General features: G+C 70.6%; 21 protein-coding genes. 4 read left to right on the plus strand and 17 right to left on the minus strand.

The annotated features are described in order from the left end of the window. Window positions 1-6: 6 nt before the first annotated feature. Window positions 7-669 (minus strand): NADPH-dependent F420 reductase, encoded by a 663-nt coding sequence (locus FZ046_RS06830; protein ID WP_070352009.1) that lies wholly within the window; start codon window positions 667-669, stop codon window positions 7-9. A 178-nt stretch (window positions 670-847) separates the two neighbouring features. Between FZ046_RS06830 and FZ046_RS06835 the strand changes: the two genes are divergently transcribed. Then, complete coding sequence (locus FZ046_RS06835; protein WP_083298043.1) at window positions 848-1,732, plus strand: DUF4344 domain-containing metallopeptidase; 885 nt, start codon at window positions 848-850, stop codon at window positions 1,730-1,732. Window positions 1,733-1,746: 14 nt separating this feature from the next. Here the strand turns inward: FZ046_RS06835 and FZ046_RS06840 are convergent, their stop codons facing one another. The 9 genes from FZ046_RS06840 to FZ046_RS06875 form a co-directional block, all read right to left on the minus strand. Next, window positions 1,747-2,670 carry a serine hydrolase family protein gene (locus FZ046_RS06840; RefSeq protein ID WP_070351938.1) on the minus strand — a complete coding sequence of 308 codons (924 nt, stop codon included), beginning with the start codon at window positions 2,668-2,670 and terminating at the stop codon, window positions 1,747-1,749. Window positions 2,671-2,794: 124 nt separating this feature from the next. Then, entirely contained in the window at window positions 2,795-3,397 is a 603-nt protein-coding gene (locus FZ046_RS06845) for a TetR/AcrR family transcriptional regulator (RefSeq protein WP_070351939.1), read from the minus strand. A gap of 98 nt (window positions 3,398-3,495) precedes the next feature. Further along, complete coding sequence (locus FZ046_RS06850) at window positions 3,496-4,146, minus strand: class II aldolase/adducin family protein (RefSeq protein WP_070351940.1); 651 nt, start codon at window positions 4,144-4,146, stop codon at window positions 3,496-3,498. Continuing rightward, window positions 4,143-5,411, minus strand: a complete 1,269-nt coding sequence (locus tag FZ046_RS06855) for an aminotransferase class III-fold pyridoxal phosphate-dependent enzyme (protein WP_070351941.1) — start codon at window positions 5,409-5,411, stop codon at window positions 4,143-4,145. The genes FZ046_RS06850 and FZ046_RS06855 overlap by 4 nt, the downstream gene beginning before the upstream one ends. Window positions 5,412-5,439: 28 nt before the next feature. After that, on the minus strand, window positions 5,440-5,919 hold the full coding sequence (locus tag FZ046_RS27640; RefSeq protein ID WP_070351942.1) for a carbohydrate kinase family protein: 480 nt from the start codon (window positions 5,917-5,919) through the stop codon (window positions 5,440-5,442). Continuing rightward, window positions 5,847-6,467: a carbohydrate kinase family protein gene (locus FZ046_RS27645; protein ID WP_070351943.1), complete on the minus strand. Its 621-nt coding sequence runs from the start codon at window positions 6,465-6,467 to the stop codon at window positions 5,847-5,849. Before FZ046_RS27645 ends, FZ046_RS27640 begins: the two co-directional genes overlap by 73 nt. Next, window positions 6,464-7,936 carry an APC family permease gene (locus tag FZ046_RS06865; RefSeq protein WP_070351944.1) on the minus strand — a complete coding sequence of 491 codons (1,473 nt, stop codon included), beginning with the start codon at window positions 7,934-7,936 and terminating at the stop codon, window positions 6,464-6,466. The genes FZ046_RS27645 and FZ046_RS06865 overlap by 4 nt, the downstream gene beginning before the upstream one ends. A gap of 212 nt (window positions 7,937-8,148) precedes the next feature. Further along, window positions 8,149-8,967 carry an MOSC domain-containing protein gene (locus FZ046_RS06870; protein ID WP_070351945.1) on the minus strand — a complete coding sequence of 273 codons (819 nt, stop codon included), beginning with the start codon at window positions 8,965-8,967 and terminating at the stop codon, window positions 8,149-8,151. 76 nt (window positions 8,968-9,043) lie between these two features. Next, window positions 9,044-9,304 (minus strand): hypothetical protein, encoded by a 261-nt coding sequence (locus FZ046_RS06875; RefSeq protein ID WP_070351946.1) that lies wholly within the window; start codon window positions 9,302-9,304, stop codon window positions 9,044-9,046. Between the two features lie 189 nt (window positions 9,305-9,493). On the opposite strand from FZ046_RS06875, the gene FZ046_RS06880 reads away from it, so the two are divergent. Beyond that, window positions 9,494-11,026: a GMC family oxidoreductase gene (locus tag FZ046_RS06880; protein ID WP_149484220.1), complete on the plus strand. Its 1,533-nt coding sequence runs from the start codon at window positions 9,494-9,496 to the stop codon at window positions 11,024-11,026. 24 nt (window positions 11,027-11,050) lie between these two features. Here the strand turns inward: FZ046_RS06880 and FZ046_RS06885 are convergent, their stop codons facing one another. From FZ046_RS06885 to FZ046_RS06895, 3 genes are read right to left on the minus strand one after another with little or no spacing between them, the layout of a single operon-like run. Next, the gene (locus FZ046_RS06885; protein WP_070351948.1) at window positions 11,051-12,247 is read right to left on the minus strand and encodes a lycopene cyclase family protein; all 1,197 of its coding nucleotides are present in this window, start codon (window positions 12,245-12,247) and stop codon (window positions 11,051-11,053) included. A 33-nt stretch (window positions 12,248-12,280) separates the two neighbouring features. After that, window positions 12,281-13,216 (minus strand): DUF389 domain-containing protein, encoded by a 936-nt coding sequence (locus FZ046_RS06890; RefSeq protein WP_070351949.1) that lies wholly within the window; start codon window positions 13,214-13,216, stop codon window positions 12,281-12,283. 44 nt (window positions 13,217-13,260) lie between these two features. Further along, window positions 13,261-14,481 carry an AGE family epimerase/isomerase gene (locus FZ046_RS06895; protein ID WP_070351950.1) on the minus strand — a complete coding sequence of 407 codons (1,221 nt, stop codon included), beginning with the start codon at window positions 14,479-14,481 and terminating at the stop codon, window positions 13,261-13,263. Between the two features lie 189 nt (window positions 14,482-14,670). On the opposite strand from FZ046_RS06895, the gene FZ046_RS06900 reads away from it, so the two are divergent. Next, the gene (locus FZ046_RS06900; RefSeq protein ID WP_211372268.1) at window positions 14,671-15,597 is read left to right on the plus strand and encodes an alpha/beta hydrolase; all 927 of its coding nucleotides are present in this window, start codon (window positions 14,671-14,673) and stop codon (window positions 15,595-15,597) included. Here FZ046_RS06900 and FZ046_RS06905 read toward each other — a convergent pair. Continuing rightward, the gene (locus FZ046_RS06905; protein WP_149484221.1) at window positions 15,570-15,866 is read right to left on the minus strand and encodes a hypothetical protein; all 297 of its coding nucleotides are present in this window, start codon (window positions 15,864-15,866) and stop codon (window positions 15,570-15,572) included. The two genes, FZ046_RS06900 and FZ046_RS06905, sit on opposite strands and share 28 nt — an antisense overlap. A 56-nt stretch (window positions 15,867-15,922) precedes the next feature. Continuing rightward, window positions 15,923-16,714 carry an SDR family NAD(P)-dependent oxidoreductase gene (locus FZ046_RS06910; RefSeq protein WP_070351952.1) on the minus strand — a complete coding sequence of 264 codons (792 nt, stop codon included), beginning with the start codon at window positions 16,712-16,714 and terminating at the stop codon, window positions 15,923-15,925. 82 nt (window positions 16,715-16,796) lie between these two features. Here FZ046_RS06910 and FZ046_RS06915 point away from each other — a divergent pair, with 82 nt between their 5' ends. Continuing rightward, entirely contained in the window at window positions 16,797-17,375 is a 579-nt protein-coding gene (locus tag FZ046_RS06915; RefSeq protein ID WP_070351953.1) for a TetR/AcrR family transcriptional regulator, read from the plus strand. A 14-nt stretch (window positions 17,376-17,389) separates the two neighbouring features. Here FZ046_RS06915 and FZ046_RS06920 read toward each other — a convergent pair whose 3' ends face one another. Both FZ046_RS06920 and FZ046_RS06925 read right to left on the minus strand, forming a co-directional pair. Further along, the gene (locus tag FZ046_RS06920; protein WP_246183014.1) at window positions 17,390-18,514 is read right to left on the minus strand and encodes a PrpF domain-containing protein; all 1,125 of its coding nucleotides are present in this window, start codon (window positions 18,512-18,514) and stop codon (window positions 17,390-17,392) included. Between the two features lie 138 nt (window positions 18,515-18,652). Continuing rightward, entirely contained in the window at window positions 18,653-20,041 is a 1,389-nt protein-coding gene (locus tag FZ046_RS06925; protein ID WP_070352013.1) for an SLC13 family permease, read from the minus strand. Between the last annotated feature and the right edge of the window lie 54 nt (window positions 20,042-20,095).

Genomic DNA, 20,095 nt, shown 5'->3' on the forward strand with positions numbered 1-20,095 from the left:
GCGGCGCTACGTGGCGCGCCATTCCGCGGTGCGTTCCGGCGAGGCAGCGGCGAGCGCTCGGCGGGTCCCGTCGGCATCGAGGTCCTTGCCGTAGACCGGCGAACCGGGTTGCTGCCGCCAGGATTCCGAGATGGGCCCGGCGTCGACCGGATCGAAGCCCAACGCGTCGACGACGTCGTGCACCAGGTCGCGGCCGGGTCCGTCGTCGCCCGCGACGGGCAGCGCGATGCGACCTGCCGTGCCGTGGGGCTTCCCGCTCTCCAGGAGGTGCTTCCACCAGATGCCGTTGAACACCTTGTACACCGGCGCGCCGATCTGCTCGGCGACCCACTGGCTCTCCACCATCCCGTCCTCGATCGCGTCGATGCGGCCGTCGCGCTGCTGCGGGTAGTAGTTGTTCGTCTCGATGACGGGCGCGCCCGGACGGCGTTCGTCGACGATGCCCGTCGCCAGGTCGGGCACGTTCTTCTGCGGGATGCTGACGATCACCAGGTCGGCGTCGCGGGCCGCATCCTTCGCCCACACCGCCGTCGCGCCGGTCTCGGCGGCGAGATCGCCGAGCGTCTCGGGCGAGCGCGAGTTGGCGACCGCCACGTCATGGCCGAGTTCCCGCAGACGCCGCGTCAACGTCCCGCCGATCAGCCCTGCTCCGATGATTCCGATTCGCACGTTGGCACCTTCCTGCACGCGCCGCCGTCGTTCGTCGCGCCGGCCACTGCTCAGCTACAACCGCGGGGGGCCCGTCGATAGTCCACGTCCCTTCGCGAACACGCCCCCATCCCGCAGCCCGTTGCCTATCCTCGGGAGGCGCCGAACCATCGCGCGCGTCAATAACCCTGAGGGAGAGATGACCACCCAACGCATCTGGGCGGGCCGGCCGCTGTGGCCCCTTGCCGTGTGCGCCGTCCTGCTGGCGGGATGCAGCAGCGACGACGCCGCCGGCCCGTCCGAGGTCACCGCCGAGCGGCCCGGACCGGCGACCACCGCGGTGCAGGCCGACGCGGCGGCACCCGAACCGGCCGATGGCCGCATGATCGTCCGGTGGGACGAGGCCACCAGCCAGGAAGCCATCGATGGCCGAAAGTTGCTGCAGGACAATCAGGTCCTCGACACCATGGCGCAGGACGCCGACGACCTGCTGAAGCTGCCGCAGGACATCCAGCTGATCGGTGCGCAGTGCGACGAACCGAATGCGTTCTGGAGTCCCGAGGATCGCGCGATGACGATCTGCTACGAGGATCCGATGTCCGGGCTCGACATCTTCACCAAGGCCGGGGACGTCGATCCCGTCGCGTCCGCGGTCGGCGTCGAGATCGCGACGTTCTTCCACGAGATGGGTCACATGACCATCGATCTGTACGACCTCCCGGCGACGGGTCGCGAGGAGGACGTCGCCGATCAACTCGCCGCCTTCATGCTGCTACAGCCCGACGACGACGGGACACTCGATCCGGACGACGTGAAGGCCGTCGTCGATTCCGCCCGGGAATGGGACTACTACGGACAGCTCGAGGACGAGGTGGACGACGATGCATTCGCCGACGAGCACTCACTCAACGAGACGCGCAAGTTCAACCTGCTGTGCTGGGTGTACGGCGCCGACCCGGAGGGCCAGGCCTACCTCGTCGACCAGGGCATGCTGCCCGAGCGCCGCGCGGAACGCTGTGAGGACGAGTGGTTCAAGCTGGACCGCGCATGGTCGACGCTTCTCGGCCCACACCTGAAGGACTGACGGCGACGGTCCGGCTAGACCTTCCCTCCCGGAAACATGGTCTTGACGGCTTGGGTCATGGTGGCGCGTGCCGCCGCGGCGTCGTCCGGCTCGAGCGAACTGATCGCCATCACGTAACGACGGTCCGGCCCGATCGCGCCGGTGGAGACGTGCAGCTGGTTGCCACCGTTCCAGCAGCAGAACCAGCCCTGCTTCACCGCGACCGGCTCGGCGTACAGACCCTCAGGGATGCCGAAGCGCTGCGGATACCCATCGGTGCCCGTCGGTGTCGACTGGGCGAGGTTGCCGAGGATGACGTTGGTCTGTTCGGGCGGCAGTCCGCCGGTGCCGTCGAGGAGCATGTCGTAGTAGCGAACGAGGTCGGCGGCCGTGCTCGTCGTGACGTCCCAGTGTCCGTTGGACGGTGCCGTCGTACCCGGCAGGCCGTACCTCGCCTTGACGCGGGCGATCACGGCGTTGCCGCCGCTGCGATCCCAGAACGTCTGCGCCGCGCTGTCATCGGAGGAACGCAGCATCACGTCGAGCGATCGGCGATCGGCGTCCGACAGCGTCGCCTGCCCCTGCGACTCGCGCAGCAGGAGGTCGTCGGCGATGAAGAGCTTGACGACCGACGCGATGGGGAAGGGCTTCGCGACGCCGTTGGACACGGTCTGCCCGGTGGTGCGGTCCATGACGACCGCCTCGATGTCGGCGCCCGATGCGGCGGCATCGGCAGTCGCCTGTCGGACGCGGGCGTCCAGACCGTCGAACGATGCGACCGGCTCGCCGGGCGGGGCTGCGGGCGGCGCCGGTGCGGGCGCCGGCCCGGTGACGGCGGGCGAGGTGTCATCGGCGGCCGGTGGCGCACCCCAGACGCGGGCTTCGCAGCCGCTGAGCAGAACCACCGCACCGGCGATCGCCGTCGCCGTCGCCAGCGACTTCTTCAGTTGTCGACGCATTCATTTCCTCCGACCAGGCGGTGATCCACGGGAGCGGGGTCAACGCTGCGCCCACTGATTACCCAATCTAGACGTTTCACGCAGCCGGGCGAGATCTATCGTCCGCGGACCGCAAGCCGCCCGGCTACGTCGTCTCGGCAAAACCCAACGCCGTCAACTGCATTCGCATCAGCTTCTTCTGATAGGCCGCGGGAAGGCGCTTCGGAAAGAGTTCGGCGTGCACGGACAGGCCGTCGATGACCGCGATGAGCAGTTCGGCGATGGCGGCATCGGTCAGGTCGCTGTCGAGCAGACCGACGCGGCGGACGTCGGCGATGAGTTCGCGGAGCCGCGCGAGCAGATCGCTGGCCGCTTCCACCTGGAATTCCCGCAGGGCGGGGTTGGAGAGGGCGCGCGGCCAGAAGGTGATCTCCATCAGCGTCTCGACCCGCCGGTCGTCGTCGAGGGGAAGGTTCTGCAGCAGCAGCGCCCACAGCCGCCCGAACTCGTCCTTGCCGCGCATGCTGCGGGCCACCCGCTCCATGAACTCGCGGTGCGTCTTGCTGAGGATCGACCGCAGGATGTCGTCCTTGTCCTGGAAGTAGTGGCTCAGGACTCCGTTGGAGTAGCCGCACTCCTGGGCGATGGCACGTGTCGTGGTGTTGTCGAGGCCGACGCTCTCGATCACGCGGATGGCGGCGCGCAGGATCTCCTCGCGGCGTTCGTCGTGGTCGACGATCTTCGGCATCGGCTCCCCTCGGCGATCGGCGTCGGACCGAGTCTAGGACGCGGCGGCAACGACCGACCGGAGGCCGCAGGACGGTGACGGTGTGCGCCTCGCGCCGGTCAGGAGCCGTAGGACAGTCGTCGGGACTGCGCGGCGACCGCCTGGAGATCCGCGTCGGAGAGCAGAGCGGGAGAACCGATGCTGCGCGCCGCGAGGTACACGTCGCACAGCCACTCGAGCAGGCAGGCGTGTTCGACGGCCTCGCCGACGGAATGGGCGGTGCTCACGGCACCGTGGTTGCGCAGCAGCACCGTCGAAAACCCCTCGCCGACGGCCTTCCCGACCGCGTCGGCGAGTTCGTCGGAACCGAAGAGGAAGTAGGGAACGGTCGGGATGCTGCCGCCCAGTCGCAGCAGGTTGTAGTGCACCAGCGGCATCCGGTCGCACACCAGGCCCACGGCCACCGAACTGCGGCCGTGGGTGTGGACCACGGCGGTCGCCGACGTCCGCTCGTAGATGCCCAGATGCAGCCCCGTCTCCGACGACGGCCGGGCCCCGTCGAGGACCGCACCCGAGCGGGTCAGGACGGTGATGTCGTCCGGGTGCGCGGTGTCGAAGCGCAACCCCGACCGGGTGATCAGGACGTGCTCGCCGGTACGGGTGCTGACGTTGCCCGCGCCGGCGAGCGCCAGCCCCTGCGCCGCCAGCTCCCGGCAGCGGGCGGCGAGGTCGCTGCGCGCGTCGTCGAGGCCGGAAACGTCTGGTGTCATCGGGCGCCGTGCTGCGGGTGCCGGGCCCGCAGTGCGGCGAAGGCGCCGTCGAGACCGCCGAGAGCCATGTCGAGATCGTCGGACGTCATCGCGGCCGAGACGAACCAGTTGTGCTTGGGGTGGACGTAGACCCCACGCGCTTGGGCTTCGGCGCTGAAGGCGATCGCGAGGGCGTGATCGACGTCGTCGCGGAACGCGAGGTTGGGCATCTGCGCCGGGCCGGTGTAGGTGACGTCGAATCCCCACCGTGCGGCGCTGTCGAGGACGCCCGTGCGGAGCTGCCCGCCGAGTTCGCTCATGTGGGCCACCGCGTCGCGCCGTTCGAGTTCTCCCAGCGTGGCGAGGCCGGCGGCCATGGCCACCGCGCCCATCCAGAACGAGCCGGTGACGAAGATGCTGCCCGCCGCTTCGCGGTAGCGGTCGGTTCCCGTGACGGCGGCCAGGGGATGGCCATTGGCGATGGCCTTGCTCCACGGCGTCAGGTCCGGGTGGACGCCGAGCGGCTCCCAGCTGCCGCCGTGGTGGAGGCGGAAGCCGGCGCGGACGTCGTCGAGGATGAGCGCTGCGCCGATCTCGTCGCAGTACGCCCGCACGTCCCGCGCGAAGGCCGGGTCGACGAGTTCCTGGTCGAATCCCGCGTCGTGGCGGAACGGACTGACGATGATGGCGGCGACGCGGTCGGTCTTGTCCCCGACGGCCGCGCGGATGGAGGCGATGTCGTTGAACCGGTAGTGCAGGAGGTTCGCGCGGTCTGCGGCGGTGACGCCCGCGGGGAACGGGGTGCACCACGGCGCGGCGCCGTGGTAGGCGCCCGCGGCGACGAGGATCGCGTCACGGCCGGTGGCGGCTCGAGCGATGGTGCAGCACATGGTCGTTGCGTCCGTGCCGTTCTTCGCGAACATCGCCCAGTCGGCATGGGCCACGGTACGGACCAGGGCCTCGGCCAGCTCGACCATGACAGGAGCGGGACCGTTGAGGCAATCGCCCTGTCGGCGTTGGCGTTCGGCGGCCTCCTCGACGACGGGATCGGCGTGGCCCAGGATCACCGGTCCCCAGCTGCACATGAGGTCGACGTACTCGTTGCCGTCGACGTCCCACAGGCGCGCACCACGTGCGCGGGCGATGAACTGGGGGATCGCCGGAAAGGTCCGCATGTCGAGGTGGCCATACATGCCGTTGGGCACGACGGCGGCGGCCCGACGGCGGAGGTCGGTGTCGACGGTGCGGTGACGCGGGTCGGTGCCCGCGTCGACGTGCGTGGTCATGGTCGTTCTGCCTTTCGTGGCGGCGGGTTCAAGACTCGAGCGCGACACCCGCGCGCGCGGTGTGCTGGTCGAGGGTGCGGTGGATGCGGTCGGCGACGTCGGGATGGTGGGTGTCGATGAGCGCGAGGACGCCAGACAGGTCGTCGATGCCGGCGTCGGAGCCGAGACCGGTCGCCACCAGAGCCCCGCAGGCGCAACCGATCAGCGCCGCGTCCTCCACCGCGCATCCGGCGAGCACACCGGTGATCATCCCCGCGTTGAACGAATCCCCGCAGCCGGTGGTGTCAACGACGGTCGTCGGGAACGCCGGCACCGTCACGGGGCCCGTACCCGGTCGGACCAGAAGCGCACCGTGCTCGCCGACCGTCACGGCGACGCCGCCGACGCCTCGGGCGAGCAGCGCCCCCGCCGCGTCGACGAGGTCGTCGCAACCGGTCAGACCCCGCAGTTGCAGGTCGTTGGGCATGAACCAGTCCACCATCGGCAGCAGCGGGGCGAGCATCGCCATGGTGTCGGGCGTGGGTGCAACAGGTCGACGAAGATCGGCGTGCCGGCTGCGTGCACCGCCTCGAGGATCGCGATGCCGTCGGGTTCCCACAGCCGCGGCGTGGTCTCCGGCCCGCCGAGCAGGACGGCGTCCGCTGCCAGGAGGGCACCGGTGTCGAGATCGGCGGCCACGAGCGTCGGCGTCGCCCCGGGGACGTGCAACGCCGGCCGATCTCCGTTGGGTCGGATCGGCAGGATCGTCGCGGACGTGACCTGGTCGCGTCGCACCACGAGGCCGTCGACGTCGACGCCGTGGGCGCGCAGTTGGGAGGTGAGGAGATGTCCGAGGACGTCGTCGCCGATGGCGGCGAAGGAGGACACCCGGCACCCCAGCTTGGCCAGGTCGACCGCCGCTCCGCCACCGGTTCCCGCCACGGTGAGCCGGATTTCCTCGAGGCGTGCGCTGCCCTGGCCGGCGGGGATCTCGGACACCGGCCGGCCGAGGACGTCGACGATGTGGGGGCCGACCACCGCCACCGCGCCCCACGGCGCGCGTGCCGGCGCCGTCACGCCGGCTGCCGTGACGGCGGTGCGGGATCGAAGTCGACGACGGCGCCGCGCCGGAGGCGGCGGACCACGAATCCGACGGCGAACGCGAGGGGGATCGACCACGGCAGCAGGTTCGGGATGGTGTCCTCCGTACCGGTCAGCACCGAGTAGTTGGCGATGATCAACGCAGTGGCGGTGAGGAGTCCCACGGCTCCGATGGCGGGCGCCACCAGGGTCTTCCAGATTCGGCCGTCCCGGCGTCGACGGAAGAAGACGACCACGGTCACGGCGACGGCGCCCTGCATGGCGACGATGCCGACGGTGAACAGCCCGCCGAGGCTGGTGTAGATGCCGAGGTAGGGGTCGGCCCCCACGAGGGCGAACACGGCGACCAGGGCGGCGGTCAGGAGCGACAGCGCCTCGCTCGCGCGCGCGGGCCCCTGCGTGCGGGAGTGCAGGACGCCGAGGAACTTCGGCATCGTGCCCTGCGTGCCCATCGTCTGCAGGTACCGCGTCGTCGCGTTGTGCAGGGCCACCAGCGACGCCAGCACGCTGGTGAGGAAGAAGATCTGCATCAGCGTGGCGAGCACGCTGCCGCCCTGCTCACCGGAGAGCACGAACAGGAGGTCGCCCTGCGCCTCGTCGGCCCGGGGGCCGATCTCGTCGACGCCGACCGACCCGACGATGAGCCAGATGGTGAGGAAGTAGAACACCGAGATGACCCCGACGCAAAGGTAGATCGCGCGGGGCACCGTCGTGCCGGGATTGCGCGCCTCGTTGGCGTAGATGACGGCCGACTCGATGCCGATGAACGACGTGAACGCGATCATCAGGGCCGGCCCGATGCTGCCGGAAAAGACGTGCTCCGGGGAGAAGACGTCGAGCGGCAGCGCGGAGATGCCGCTGTGCGCCAGGATGAGGACGTCGAGGACGACCAGCATCGCGAACTCGGCGACGATCATGACGAGGAGCACGGTGGCGCTGAGGTCGGCGGCATGCCGACCCAGCGCCCCGACGATCACCATGGCGACGACGGAGTAGACCCACCAGGGCAGGTGCAACCCGTGTCCCTGGGCGATGACATCGGCGAAGTACCCTGCGGCAGCGGTGATTCCGATGGTCCCGGCGCCGTAGGCCAGTGTCGTTGCGTAAGCGGCCCCCAAACCCGCGCCGGGGCCGAAGCCGGCGTGTACGTACCGCGCGAAGCCCCCGCCGCCGGGGACCGCCCTGTTGATGGCCACGTACCCGGCCGCGAAGCACCCGAGCACCAGGCCCGCGACCAGGAAGACGATCGGCAGCCCCGCCCCGTTGCCGAGGGTGAATCCGATCGGCGTGTTGCCGATGACCGATCCCAGGGGGGCGGCGCACGCGACGACCAGGAGGGCCACCCGGCTCGTCCCGAGGTTGGCCTTGAAGTGCGTCGGTTCCGCGGGGGCGTACGGCGCCGAGGTGCCACTGGGGGCCGCGGCGTCGGGTGCGGGTGCTGACATCGGGTATCTCCTCCGGAGCGTCGCAGGACGGGTCGTCGTCGGCTGAGAACTGCAACTCGGGATCACGCGGTCGTCGAGCACACCGGGGGAGCAGCGCCGTAGCTCGTAAGTTAGGCGGGCGTCCGAAATAAAACAAGAGGGGCGGGAACTCGTAACGCGATGGAAACGCGTTGCGGCGTCGGGCCGTCCGACGGGGAAGTCGCGACGCGGACTCAGTCCAGGACGAAGGAATCCTCGAGTGCGACGGTGCCTTCGGCGATCACCTCGAGGTAGGCGCCGGCGCACGGCAGCCGGCCCAGGCCGAAGGAGTCGACGAGGTTCTCCGCGGCGGGTGTCCGCAGGGCGCTCGGGGCGCGCTCGGAGTCGCCGTGCTCCAGCGTCGGGATCACGCACCGCGGTGTGGGACCCATGCCGCGCAGCCGGACCGTTCCGACGGTGCACGTCCGGCCGGTCCACTCGTTCTCCGTGTACGGCGGATGACCCGCAGGGGTGGCGATGACGATGTTGGGCCGGTAGCGCTCGGCGTCGATGCCGATGTGGGCGAGCGTGGCCTCGGTGATGACGTGCAGCGGTGCGAGGTCGACGAACGACTCGCCCGGCGTTCCCTCGGACAGCTCGAGCAGCGGCGCGTCGACCTCCGCGTCGAGCCCGTGCGCGAGCACCAGGTCCGGGTCGGCGCGTTCGACACTCGCTCCGGGCGGACGTTGCCGGGCCAGCCGCACGGGACGGGAGAGCAGGTCGGACAGCGCGTCGTCGAACGCCGCGTCGCCGGGGGACACCTCCGCCCCGTCCGGAAGACTTACGCGCACCCGCCCGTCGTCGATGCGTGCCGAGCACTTCAACAGGTGGCGCCAGAGTCGCGCCTGCTTGGCACTGGCGACGCGTCCGGTCTCCTCGTCGATCAGGGCGAGCCGGCGGTCGCCCTCGGCGCCGCCGTAACCGATGTCGAGCGTCGCCACGGTCTCCCCGAGCATCGACTTCACGGGGTAGCGGTGCAGGCTGGCGACGTGCATCTGCGGTGCTGAGGTCATGGAGCCAGCGTAGGCGGCGTCCCCACGACGGGACCCCTCCCCGGGGGCGCGGGAAGGGGTCTCGGGTTCGGGCGGCTCAGGCCTGGTCGGCGCCGGTGAGGTGGGCGATGTAGGCAGGGCCGTGGTTGCCGTGCCAGCCGGGCTTGGCCGACGGTGCGGGGTGGGCGTGGGTCTGCGGGGAGTAGGAGTAGCCGGGGCCGGTGGGGTCCTGGCCGCCGGGGCCGGTGGACGCGTTGGCAATGCCGGTGGCGACGAGGGCGGCGGCGCCGGAGATGGCGAGGGCGAGGACGGGGAGGGCAAGGGTGGGGAGGATGAAGTAGCGGGCGGTGGTGGTCATGTCGATCCTTCTGTCTCGGTGAGCCTTTCGGCTCTGCGTCCGGTGTGTTCCGGTGATGAGATGACTATGTCGCGGATGTGGGCCCGGGTCTGTCGGGCGACCGGTGGATGAGGCGGGGGAACCGCGGGGTCCCCCGATCGGAGGACGACGCCTCGACCTTCCGGTTACGGGAAGCTCCATAGTGGAGCCATGACACGCGAACACACCGAGGCGGGCGGGTACGACTACGTGGTCGTCGGCGCCGGGTCGGCCGGGTGCGTGCTCGCCGCACGCCTCTCGGAGGACCCCGACGTCCGGGTGCTGCTGGTGGAGTCCGGTCCGGCAGACACCCGACCCGAGATCGCCGTCCCGCCGGCCTGGCCGTCCCTGTGGGGCACCGACGTCGACTACGCCTACCAGACCGTCCCGCAACGGCATACCGACGGCGCCGTACACGGATGGCCGCGCGGCCACGTGGTCGGCGGTAGCGGCAACCTCAACGCGATGGTGCACTTGCGGGGGCATCCGCGTGACTTCGACGGCTGGGCCGACGCTGGGTGCACGGGCTGGGATCACACCGGTCTGTTGCCCTACTTCCGGCGGATGGAGACCGTGACCGGCGGCGACCCCCGGTACCGCGGGACGGAGGGGCCGTTGCGTCCCGCCCCCGCGTCCGGGGCTCATCCGCTGTCGCAGGCGTTCCTGGACGCCGCGGCGGAGGCGGGCTTCCCCCGGACCGAGGACTTCAACGGTGCGCACCCGGAGGGTGCGGGCTGGCACGACCTGACCATCACGGGGGGCACCCGGCAGAGCACCGCGGCCGCGTACCTGCATCCGTCGTGTACGCGGCCGAACCTCGTCGTGTCGACGTCCTCGCGGGCGCGCCGCCTGCTGTTCGCCGGAAACCGCTGCGTCGGAGTCGAGTTCGTTCGTGGCGACGAACTCGTTCACGTCCAGGCGGAGGTCGAGGTGGTACTCAGCGCGGGCGCCGTCGACTCACCACGCCTGCTGCTGCTCTCCGGTGTCGGCCCGGCAGCGGAACTCGATCACGTGTCCGTCGCGGTCGTACACGATCTTCCCGGCGTGGGCCGCAACCTGCACGACCACCCGCTCTGCGGGGTGACCTACGAGGCCTCGAGAGCCGTTCCGCCCGGGCGGAACAACCTCGCCGAGGCGTCGGTGCTGTGGCGCAGCGGGTCGTCCGACGGACCCGACATGCAGCTGATGTTCATTCACGTGCCGTTCCATCCGCCGCATCTCGCCGCACCGGAGAACGGCTTCACGATCGCGGTGTCCACCGTGCCCGAGGCGCGTGGATCGGTCCGCCTCGCCTCGGCGGACCCCGCGAGTCCGCCCCTCATCGATCCGAACTACCTCGGTGCCGACGCCGACGTTCGCCGGATGGCGCACGGCCTCCAGGTGGCGCGGGACGTCGGGCAGCGCAACGCCTTCGGCGGATGGCGCGGTCGCGAGGTCCTGCCGGGGCCGGACGTCACGGACGAGGCGGCGTTGCGCGCCTACCTCGCCCGCGCCACCAGCACCTACTACCACCCCGTCGGTACCTGCGCCATGGGCACCGGACCGGAGGCGGTCGTGGACCCCGAGTTGCGGGTACGGGGACTGGTCGGGCTCCGCGTGGTCGACGCGTCGATCATGCCGCGCATCGTCGCGACCAACACGAATGCGGCGACGGTCGCGATCGCCGAGAAGGGCGCCGACCTCATCCGGACGGCCCGGCTCTGACCTCTGCGCCTCGCCGCGCGGACGTCAGGACACGGCCACCGCGTCGTTGGTGACCACCGGTCGACGTACCGCCGACGTGACCAGGTGGCCGCGCAACCGGCCGCTCGACTGCAGGAAGAGGCAGTTCATCGCGGTGACGATGCCGCGGACGTCGTCACGGGCGGTGAGGTACGTCCAGCGATGCTCGTCGGGCAGGCCGAAGAACTGCTCGAAGAAGCCGGGGACGTCGTCTGGAGGCATCCGCAGGAGCGCCTCGAGGCCGATCCGCCGGAACCGGTGCACGATCTTCGCGCCCCGCGACCAGACGGTGCGCTGGGCAGCGGCGAGCGCGCGGTCCGGGCCGCCGGGGAGGTGCGCGGCGATCGCGTCGGCAACCCGGGGGGCGAGCCGCAGGGAGGCGGCCAGGCTGTATCCGGTGGCGGGATGCACGAGCGGCGCCGCGGCGCCGAAGCCGAGCGCGCCGGAGCCGCGGTGCCGCACCTGGTCGACGGGGAACGACACCCGTTCGGAGACAACGTCGTTCGGCAGGGCGACGCCGTGGTGGGCCAGGCGGGTGTGCAGCCGTCGACGCAGCGTCGACATCGGCAGTCCCGGCCGGCGCGCCAGAGACGTCTCCTCGACCAGCACCCGCCCGCCGCCGAGCGGGATGACGTAGAGGAAGGTCGGCCAGCCCAACTCACCGTGGTCGGCGCGCCAGTCCATGAACAGCGCGTCACCGGGCCGGTGCAGCGGCGCTGCGGCGTCCTCGTCGAGGACCAATCCGTAAGCCGTTTGAGCGGCGGCGGCCCGCGCCGTCGGACGCCCGTCGAGTGGTCGCCACCGACCTCCGGCATCGACGACGACCGACGCCCGCAGCTCGGACCCGTCGGCCAAGGCGACCACGCCCGGTGCGGGCGAACCGACGGCGCGCCCGGCGTGGATCGCCACCGCCGAGAGCTGGTCGTGGAAGTGGTGTCGTAGGGCGGGGACGTCGAGGACGGCGTACTCCCAGCCCAATCGGTGCTCGGTGAGGGCGATCGCTCGGCCGGCAGCGCGCGCCGCGACGACGGAGGTCGGCAGATCGGCCGGTATCTCGCGACTCCACATCCCGTAGGTCGCCGCCCATGGCCGGTCCGGGGCAGGGTCGACCAAGCCGGTCGTCAGACCGACGCGGCTGCACGCGGCCGCCAGCGCCACGCCCGCAGGCCCGCCCCCGACCACCAGAACGTCCACGGGTCCCATCGTGCCCGATCGTCGGGCGCGCTCATCGCGTGCCTAGCGTGCCGCCGCGCGCCGGGAGCCGAGTCGGCCGTGGCGCCGATGGAGCCACAGCACCAGGACACCGGCGACCACGATGCCCACCAGGTTGAGCGCCAACTGCGCGGTCGACTCCGCGGCGACCGCCCAGTCACCGATCGTCGCGGCGATCACCGCGAAGCCTGCGGCGGGAACCGTGGTCACCGAGATGAACACGCCGACGAGGGCGGCGGACTTCGCCGAGACGAGCGACAGCATCCCCGCGGCGCCGGCGAGCAGCGCCACGGCGAGGGACAGCGGCCCGATCTGGAAGATGAAGTCGACGTCCTGCAGTTGACTGGTGTCCTGCAGCGTCACCCACCCGAGCGCCTCGGCCCCGAGCGTGGCCCCGGCCGTCAGCAGCATCGCGACCGGAAATCCGATCAGGAGAGCCGAGACCGCGCGGCGGGCGAGGTCGCCACGACGGCGCACGATGGCGACGGCCAGCGCGGCGAGCGGCCCGAACTCGGGGCCCACCACCATGGCCCCGACGACGGTGACCGGCGAGTCGGTGACCACGCCGACCGCGGCGATGAGGCACGCCAGACAGAGGAATGCGACGAAGGTGACGTTGAGTCGGGACTCGTCGCGGGTCCGCTCGGCCAATTCGTCCCAGACGATGGCATCGGCGGGATCGCCCTCGGCTTCCTCCTCGGCCCGGTACGCGGCGGTCGACAGCACGGTATCGACGACGTCGAGGGTGATGGCGCCGGAACGCTGGATGCCCAGGCGCTTCAACTCCTGCACGAGTCCGTCGGCGCACTCGCGGGCGATGTCCGCGGTGATCTCGTCACCCTCGGGTTCCAGCGCCGCGCCGCGGTGCACCACGAGGTGAGCCACGCCGACCTCCGCGCGGAGCAGGGCGATGACGTCGTCGGTTCGCGATTGCGGCGCGATGACGCGCAAGTGCAGCACGCGCGCAGAGTAGCCCGCGTCGTGGGCCCAAGGCCCGTGAACCGCTAGGCCAGCAGACCCTCGTCGACGGCGGTCGCGAGCATCGGGTAGAGCGGCAGCCGGGGGATCAGGGTCGCCTGCACGGCGTGGTACAGGTCGGGCTTGCCCTCCCACACGCTGGACGCGAGGTGGTTGGCGTGGTCGAGCTGATGACGCCATGACCCTCGGACGTGATCGATGAGGTACGCGTCGGCGTAGTCCCACCACCGTCGGTACCACTGCGCGTACTCGGGGCGACCGGTCCTGCGGTGCAGCGCCGCTGCCGCACCGATCGCCTCCGCCGCGACCCAGTGCATCCGGTCGCGGACCACCGGGGTGCCCGACCAGTCGGTGGTGTAGACGAAGCCCGGTGCGCCGTCGGCCGCCCAACCGTCGGTGACGGCTCGCTGGAACAGTCTCTCGGCGGCCTCGACGAGGGACCCGTCGCCCGAGCCGAGCGCCGCGTCGAGGTGCACCAGCAGTCGTGACCACTCGAATCCGTGGCCGATGGTGGCGCCGAACGGCTTGAAGGGGTGATCGGGCTGGTCGCGGTTGAGGTCGAGGTCCGGCTGCCAGGTGTCGTCGTGGTGCTCGGGGATGCGCCACTCGTGGGAGCCCGCGATGTCGGCGACGAAGCGGCAGACGCGATCGGCACGCGCGAGCCACGCCCGCTCGCCCGTCACCGACGCCGTTGCGAGCATCGCCTCGACGGCGTGCATGTTCGCGTTGATGCCGCGGTACGGCTCGACGGCGGAAAAGGCGGTGTCCCACTCGTCGACGCAGCGCCCGTCGGCGTCGGACCAGAACCGATCGAGGAACACCCGTTGCGCCTCCGCCAACAGGTCCGCCGCGCCGGCGAGGCCAGCCTGCACCGCCGAACCCGCGGCGAGAAGGACGAAAGCGTGGTCGTAGCAGGCCTTGCCGTCGGCCGGTCGGCCGTCGTGGGAGACCGACGGATGCCAGCCGCCGTGCGCGTCGTCGTGCAGTCGGCTCGTCAAGCCCACCAGCGCCGCCTCTGCGATCGACGCCGAGCCCGGCACGCCGAGCAGGCTACCGAGCGCGTACACGTGCGTCGTCCTCGCCGTGATCCAGGTGTGCATCGGCTTCGAGCGGTCAGGCCGTCCGTCGCCGTCGAGCCAGTGGGCGCCGCCGCGGGCATCGGCGGTGTTCCTGCCGAAGGCGAGGAGATGACGGGTGTGGGCGTCGAGCCACGCGCGGTGGCTGGCGCTGTCCGGCCATTCGGGCATGGGCTCCGCTTTCGTCGTGGCGGCGATGGCCGCGGCAGCGTATCCGATTCTCGATCTCTGTCTCCGCGGGATCCTCGTCGGCGAGGGGATCGACGTCGTGCGGTGACGACGGAAGCGATTCGGCGTCGACGTGGTTGCACGATCGGACCACACCCGAAAGGCGAGACCTCACCCGGAAGGCAGTGACCCGTGGCGACCAAGACCATGTCCATCCCTCGTGGGCCCTTCGACCTCGCGGCGGTGCTCCACCTGCCCGACGAGGAGTCTGACGCGTACCCGGTGGTCGTCCTCTCCACGCCGGGGAGCAGCGTCAAGGAACAGATCGGTGCCAACTACGCATCCCGACTCGCGGCGCGCGGGATCGCCGCACTGGTCTTCGATCCTGCGTACCAGGGGGCGAGCGGCGGCGAACCGCGCGATCTCGAGGACCCCTACCGCCGCGGCGAGGACATCTCGTACGCCATCGACGCGTTGACGCTCGAGCCCGGCGTGGACGCCGACCGCATCGGCGTTCTCGGGATCTGCGCCGGGGGCGGCTACGCCGTGCACACCGCACGCACCGATCACCGCATCCGTGCCGTCGGCACCGTGGTCGCCGGCAACATGGGCGAGTCCTGGCGGTCCCCCGCCTTCGCTCCCGACGGACCCGCTGCCGCTCTCGACGCCCTCGCGGCGGCGCGGACCGAGGAAGTGCGGGCCGGAAAGGAGACCCGGTTGAACTGGCTCCCCGACACGCTGGAAGACGCCGCGGCCGCCGGCATCACCGACATCGACAACACCCAGGCGATCACCTACTACCGCACGCCGCGCGGCGGACATCCCGGCTCGACCAACCGGCGCCTCGCCCGCAGTGACGCACTGTTGTTGGGCTACGACGCCTTTCACCTCGTCGACCAGCTCATGACCCAGCCGCTGCAGGTGATCGTCGCCGGCCGCAAGGGCGTCACCGGCTCCTACGAGGCGGGCATGAAACTCTGGGAGCTGGCCCCGAATCCGGTGGACCTGATGGTCGTCGAGGGTGCCGGGCACTACGAGATGTACGACGTTCCCGAATACGTCGATCAGGCCGTCGACCGTCTCGCCGACTTCTATCGCGAGTATCTCCCCGCCCGCTGAGCCGGACGGTCGAGAACGGAGTCGACGCGGCGCGTCTCCGTCGACGCGATGAGGGACGCGTCGAAGTGCGCGTGGTCCGACGCGAACGCGGGACTCCGGCGATACCGGTCGGCGACCTCTCCCGGGTCCTCGTCCGGCGGGTACTCGACGATCGCCAGCACGCGACGCGCGTCGGTGCCGACGTCGGCCCACACGCCGCGCACGACGATGCCGAAGGCGAGCAGGCTTTCGGCGTGGCGGGGCCAGAATTCGTTGGTGTAGGTGGACATCGCAGGCGTGCTCACCAATGTGTAGATCCGCAATTCGAGCATGGTCGGCCGCCCGCTCAGGACACGCCGCGCACGACGCCACCGTCGACGCGAAGGTCGGCACCGCTGACGTAGTCGGCGTGCGTGCTGGCGAGGTAGGTCACGGCCGCCGCGATCTCGTCGGGTCGGCCGAACCTGCCGACGTCGTTGGGAAACCACTCCCGTGAGGCCGTCGACTCGATGTCCTCCCAGGACGGTCCCCAACCATGATGGGCCGCCGCGCGTTCGGCCATGACGCGCGTCGCGTCGGTGAGGATGGCACCGGGCGCCACGACGTTGACGGTGACGCCGGTGCCGGCCAGCTCCCGAGCGAGTGACACGGCCATGTTGTGGCGAGCGGCCAGCGTCGCCGCGTAGTGGGGTTGGGCCGCGGCCGGCTGGAGAGCCAGTCCGCCGCCGATCTGGATGACGCGTCCCCAGCCGCGTCGTCGCATGCCCGGCACGAGGTGCCGGATCAGGCGTACACCCGACATCACGTTCGCCTGGTGCACGTCGACCCAATCCTCGTCGGTCAGTTCCCACCAGGACAGTCCGTCGTACCGCCCGGCGTTGTTGACGAGGATGTCGACGTCCCCTACTGCCTCGCAGACCTCCGTGGCTGCTCCGGGATCGGCGAGGTCGCCGAGCACGGCGGTGGCGTCCCCGCCGGCGGCGCGGATGCCCGCGACGACGAATTCCGCTCTGGCGCGGTCGCGCCCGTGCACGATGACCGAAGCGCCCTCGGCGGCCAGCATCTCGGCGGTCGCCCGGCCGAGACCGGCACTCGACCCCGTCACCAGCGCGCGCTTGCCGGTCAGTCCCATGTCCATGCCTGCTCCTCATCTACGGTCGTATACATCGGCTTCGTATACAGACGTAGACAAGGAGTGATCGATTCCCTACGCTGACGCCGTGCCGTCCGAGACCCGCCGGCCACGCAACGCCGAGGCGACGCGGGACGCCATCCTGCAGGCGGCGATCCGGGGTTTCGCGCGCGCCGGATACGACGGCATCGGGGTGCGGGAGATCGCCGGCGACGCCGGGGTCACGGCGATGCTCGTCAACCGCTACTTCGGCTCCAAGCAGGGCTTGTTCGCCGAGGCGGTCGACGTCGCATTCGCCCCTCCAGTGATCGTTCCCGAGGGCGACCAGTCACTCGGGCGGGCTGCCGTCGAAGCCCTGGTCGCGCGATCCGATGCGACGTCCGACGACATGCTGCCGTTTCTGATCCTGCTGAAGTCGGTGTCGAACCCGGACGCCGCCGACATCGTCCGCGACGCCATCGAGCGCCACGTCGGTCACCGGCTGGCCGGCCGGCTTCCCGCTCCGGGGCGCCAAATCCGCGGCGACGTGCTGTTGTCGGTCATCAGCGGGGTGTTGCTGATGAGACGGGTGGTGGGGACGCGTGCACTGAACACCCGCAGCACCCAGCGCCTCGAAACCCTGCTCGAGGCGGTGTTCGACGCGGTGAGTGCCACGGAGCTGGACTGACGCACCCGGTGCCGTCAGTGGACGGACGATGCGAGTGACGATGCGGCGACGAACAATTCGGCTGTGGCGATGCGCCGCGCCGCCCGGTGCAGCGTCACCGACTGCAGTCCACCGTCGGCACCGCGCTCGAGACCGACGCGGAGGACGCCGGCCGGCGTGCCCAGTCGCAGGCCGTCGGTTCCGTGCCGATGCGCCGATCCGGAAGCGCTGACCGCTCGCGCGACGACGCTGCCCGCCACCGTCGACGCCGCCGCGACGGCGACGGCCGACGTCAGCCCGATCGCCGGGTGCGGTGCAAGCATCGACAGCATGCGCACCGACACGTCGTAGTCGTCGGCACGGACGACATCACCGCTCGTGGTGCGGTAGTCGCGCGGCACGCCGATGACCCCCACCTTCGGGATGGCGTGGCTGATCGGCTGGTCCGGCGTACTGAGGCCCATTCGCAGTGCGGACTCGCGCCGCAGAGTGACCAGGAGCGGCAGGTGCTCGGCAATCGTCGCATTGTCCTCGGAGCCAGTGAGGCCGAGGGCCGTCGCGTCGAACAGTGCCGCGGGCGCTCCGGCGCTTACCAGGGTGCCCTCGTGGTGAACACCGCCGGCCGCGACGACGTCCACGGCGTTGCGGGTCGGCAGAAGGGCGTGCGCGTCGGTCGACAGTCCGGTGAAGCACAGTCCGACCGGGACGCCGAGCGCGGACGTCCCCGGCACGGCGGCGTTCCCCTCTGTGGGAATGGCGCCGCCCGGCGTGGCAATCTCTGCGGTGAGGATCGTGCCGGTGTTCTGGTTGCGCATCCGCACGGTGGTCACGTCCTCGGCGACGGCCACGAGACCGCACTGCAGGGCGTAGAGCCCGATCGCGGTGGCGCAGTTGCCGCAGTTGCTACCCCATTCGACGCGCCGGTCACCGATCGCCACCTGGGCGAACAGGTAGTCCACGTCGATTCCGGATGCCGGTGAACGGCGCACGATGGCGGCCTTGCTGGTGGTGGAACTGCCCCCGCCGACGCCGTCGAGCTGTCGCGGGTCGCCGGAACCGAAGGCCGACGTCAGCAGGGCGTCGAGGCCGCCGGCCTGAGCGACGAGGGGGTCGACGTCGACGGCGTTGAACAACCAGCACTTGCTGGTGCCGCCTCGCATCCAGGTGGCGCGAAGGGTGAACATCTCGATCTGACCTTTCCGCACGGCGAGGGGACGTGCTTCCACTCTCACCGTGATCACGTTGAAGGACAATCACGAAAAACGTGACGGGGGTGAAGGGCTGCTTAACCCTGTCGGTCAGAGCACGGCGGGCGTGACGACCAGGACCAGCCAGCACAGGGCGGGGGCGACCGCCACGACGATGCCCGCGTTCAACAGCAGCTGGCGGTAGAAGCGCGGCCGGGCGATGCCCTGCGCATTGGCCAGCACCAGCGCGCCGTTGGTCGAGAACGGGGACACGTCGACCACGGTGGCGGAGATCGCCAGCGCGGCAACCACTCCGGCGACGGGCAGCGCTCCGGTGTGCAGCAGCGGCAGTGCCATCGGGATGACGGCCGTCAGCAGTGCCGTGGACGAGGCGAAGGCGGAGGTGACGCCGATGACGTAACAGAGCACGACGGCCACCAGCAGGGGTGCGCCGATGGTGATCGCCATCTCGGCGAGGTGGTCGATGGTGCCGATTTCCTGCAGCACCGAGATGTAGGTGACCATGCCGGCGACGAGCAGCACCGTGGACCAGCTGATCCCGGCAATGGCCTCGTTCTGCTTGGACAGGTCGGTGAACGCCAGCACGGCGCCGGCGGCGATGGCGATGAAGCTGATGGGGAGATGGAAGACGAGGACCAGAACCAGGACGATGCCGATCAACGCCAGGGTGAGCTTCTGGACGCGGGTCACGGGCGTCGGCGCGGCGTCGAGCAGCACATCTGTCTGCACGGGGCGGGTGAGCAGCCCGGTGGCGGCGCCGCCGCCGACACCGCCGGACGGGGCCGGGTGCGGCTGATCGAGGCGGGAGACGCCGGCCGATCCGCCGTCGGGGCCTTCGACGGCGGAACCCATGGCGCTGAACTCGAGGTGGCGGGTGCGGGCCAGCGTGGCGTAACCGACGACGGTCAGTACCGACAGCAGCAGGTTGATGCCGTAGCTGGCGAAGAACAGCGTCCACGGATCGATGCTCAGACCGCTGTTCTCCACGATGTCGCACACCAGAACGCCCGACACCGAGATGGGGGAGAAGGCGCCGGCATGCGCGCCGTTGATCGTCATGATGCCCATGACGAGCGGACTCATCTTGGTGCGTGCGGCGAACGACATTGCGGCCGGCGAGATCAGCGCCACCGCCGCCGGGCTGAAGGTGCCGAGCGCGGTGAGGACCGAGGCGCAGAAGAAGAACACCCACGGCACCACCGTGACGCGACCGCGTACGGCGCGGATGCAGGCGTTGACCAGGAGGTCGATCGTTCCGTTCTTCTTCGCCATGCCGAAGAAGTACGTCACCCCGATGATCGTGAGGACGATCGAGCTGGGGAAGGCGGCGAGGATCTCCTTGTCGTCGTATCCCAGCATGAAGGCCCCGACGGCGAAGGCGCCGATGAAGCCCAGGATTCCGATGTTGATCGGGAAGAAGGTGGCGATCACGAACATCGCCACCAGCGCGATCAGGGGCAGTACTTCGACAGACGTCATGATGGTGCTCTCAGTTCCCGAGGGGTGCGTGTAGGCCGGTCGTGCCGCGGCGGG

This window comes from Mycolicibacterium grossiae, assembly GCF_008329645.1.
Classification (GTDB): Bacteria; Actinomycetota; Actinomycetes; order Mycobacteriales; family Mycobacteriaceae; genus Mycobacterium; species Mycobacterium grossiae.

Coding starts and splice junctions, on each gene's coding strand:
- FZ046_RS06835 (WP_083298043.1), top strand. CDS start 848: ATGACCACCCAACGCATCTGGGCGGGCCGGCCGCTGTGGCCCCTTGCC.
- FZ046_RS06840 (WP_070351938.1), bottom strand. CDS start 2,670: ATGCGTCGACAACTGAAGAAGTCGCTGGCGACGGCGACGGCGATCGCC.
- FZ046_RS06845 (WP_070351939.1), bottom strand. CDS start 3,397: ATGCCGAAGATCGTCGACCACGACGAACGCCGCGAGGAGATCCTGCGC.
- FZ046_RS06850 (WP_070351940.1), bottom strand. CDS start 4,146: ATGACACCAGACGTTTCCGGCCTCGACGACGCGCGCAGCGACCTCGCC.
- FZ046_RS06855 (WP_070351941.1), bottom strand. CDS start 5,411: ATGACCACGCACGTCGACGCGGGCACCGACCCGCGTCACCGCACCGTC.
- FZ046_RS27640 (WP_070351942.1), bottom strand. CDS start 5,919: ATGGCGATGCTCGCCCCGCTGCTGCCGATGGTGGACTGGTTCATGCCC.
- FZ046_RS06865 (WP_070351944.1), bottom strand. CDS start 7,936: ATGTCAGCACCCGCACCCGACGCCGCGGCCCCCAGTGGCACCTCGGCG.
- FZ046_RS06870 (WP_070351945.1), bottom strand. CDS start 8,967: ATGACCTCAGCACCGCAGATGCACGTCGCCAGCCTGCACCGCTACCCC.
- FZ046_RS06875 (WP_070351946.1), bottom strand. CDS start 9,304: ATGACCACCACCGCCCGCTACTTCATCCTCCCCACCCTTGCCCTCCCC.
- FZ046_RS06880 (WP_149484220.1), top strand. CDS start 9,494: ATGACACGCGAACACACCGAGGCGGGCGGGTACGACTACGTGGTCGTC.
- FZ046_RS06885 (WP_070351948.1), bottom strand. CDS start 12,247: ATGGGACCCGTGGACGTTCTGGTGGTCGGGGGCGGGCCTGCGGGCGTG.
- FZ046_RS06895 (WP_070351950.1), bottom strand. CDS start 14,481: ATGCCCGAATGGCCGGACAGCGCCAGCCACCGCGCGTGGCTCGACGCC.
- FZ046_RS06905 (WP_149484221.1), bottom strand. CDS start 15,866: ATGTCCACCTACACCAACGAATTCTGGCCCCGCCACGCCGAAAGCCTG.
- FZ046_RS06910 (WP_070351952.1), bottom strand. CDS start 16,714: ATGGACATGGGACTGACCGGCAAGCGCGCGCTGGTGACGGGGTCGAGT.
- FZ046_RS06920 (WP_246183014.1), bottom strand. CDS start 18,514: ATGCGAGGCGGCACCAGCAAGTGCTGGTTGTTCAACGCCGTCGACGTC.
- FZ046_RS06925 (WP_070352013.1), bottom strand. CDS start 20,041: ATGACGTCTGTCGAAGTACTGCCCCTGATCGCGCTGGTGGCGATGTTC.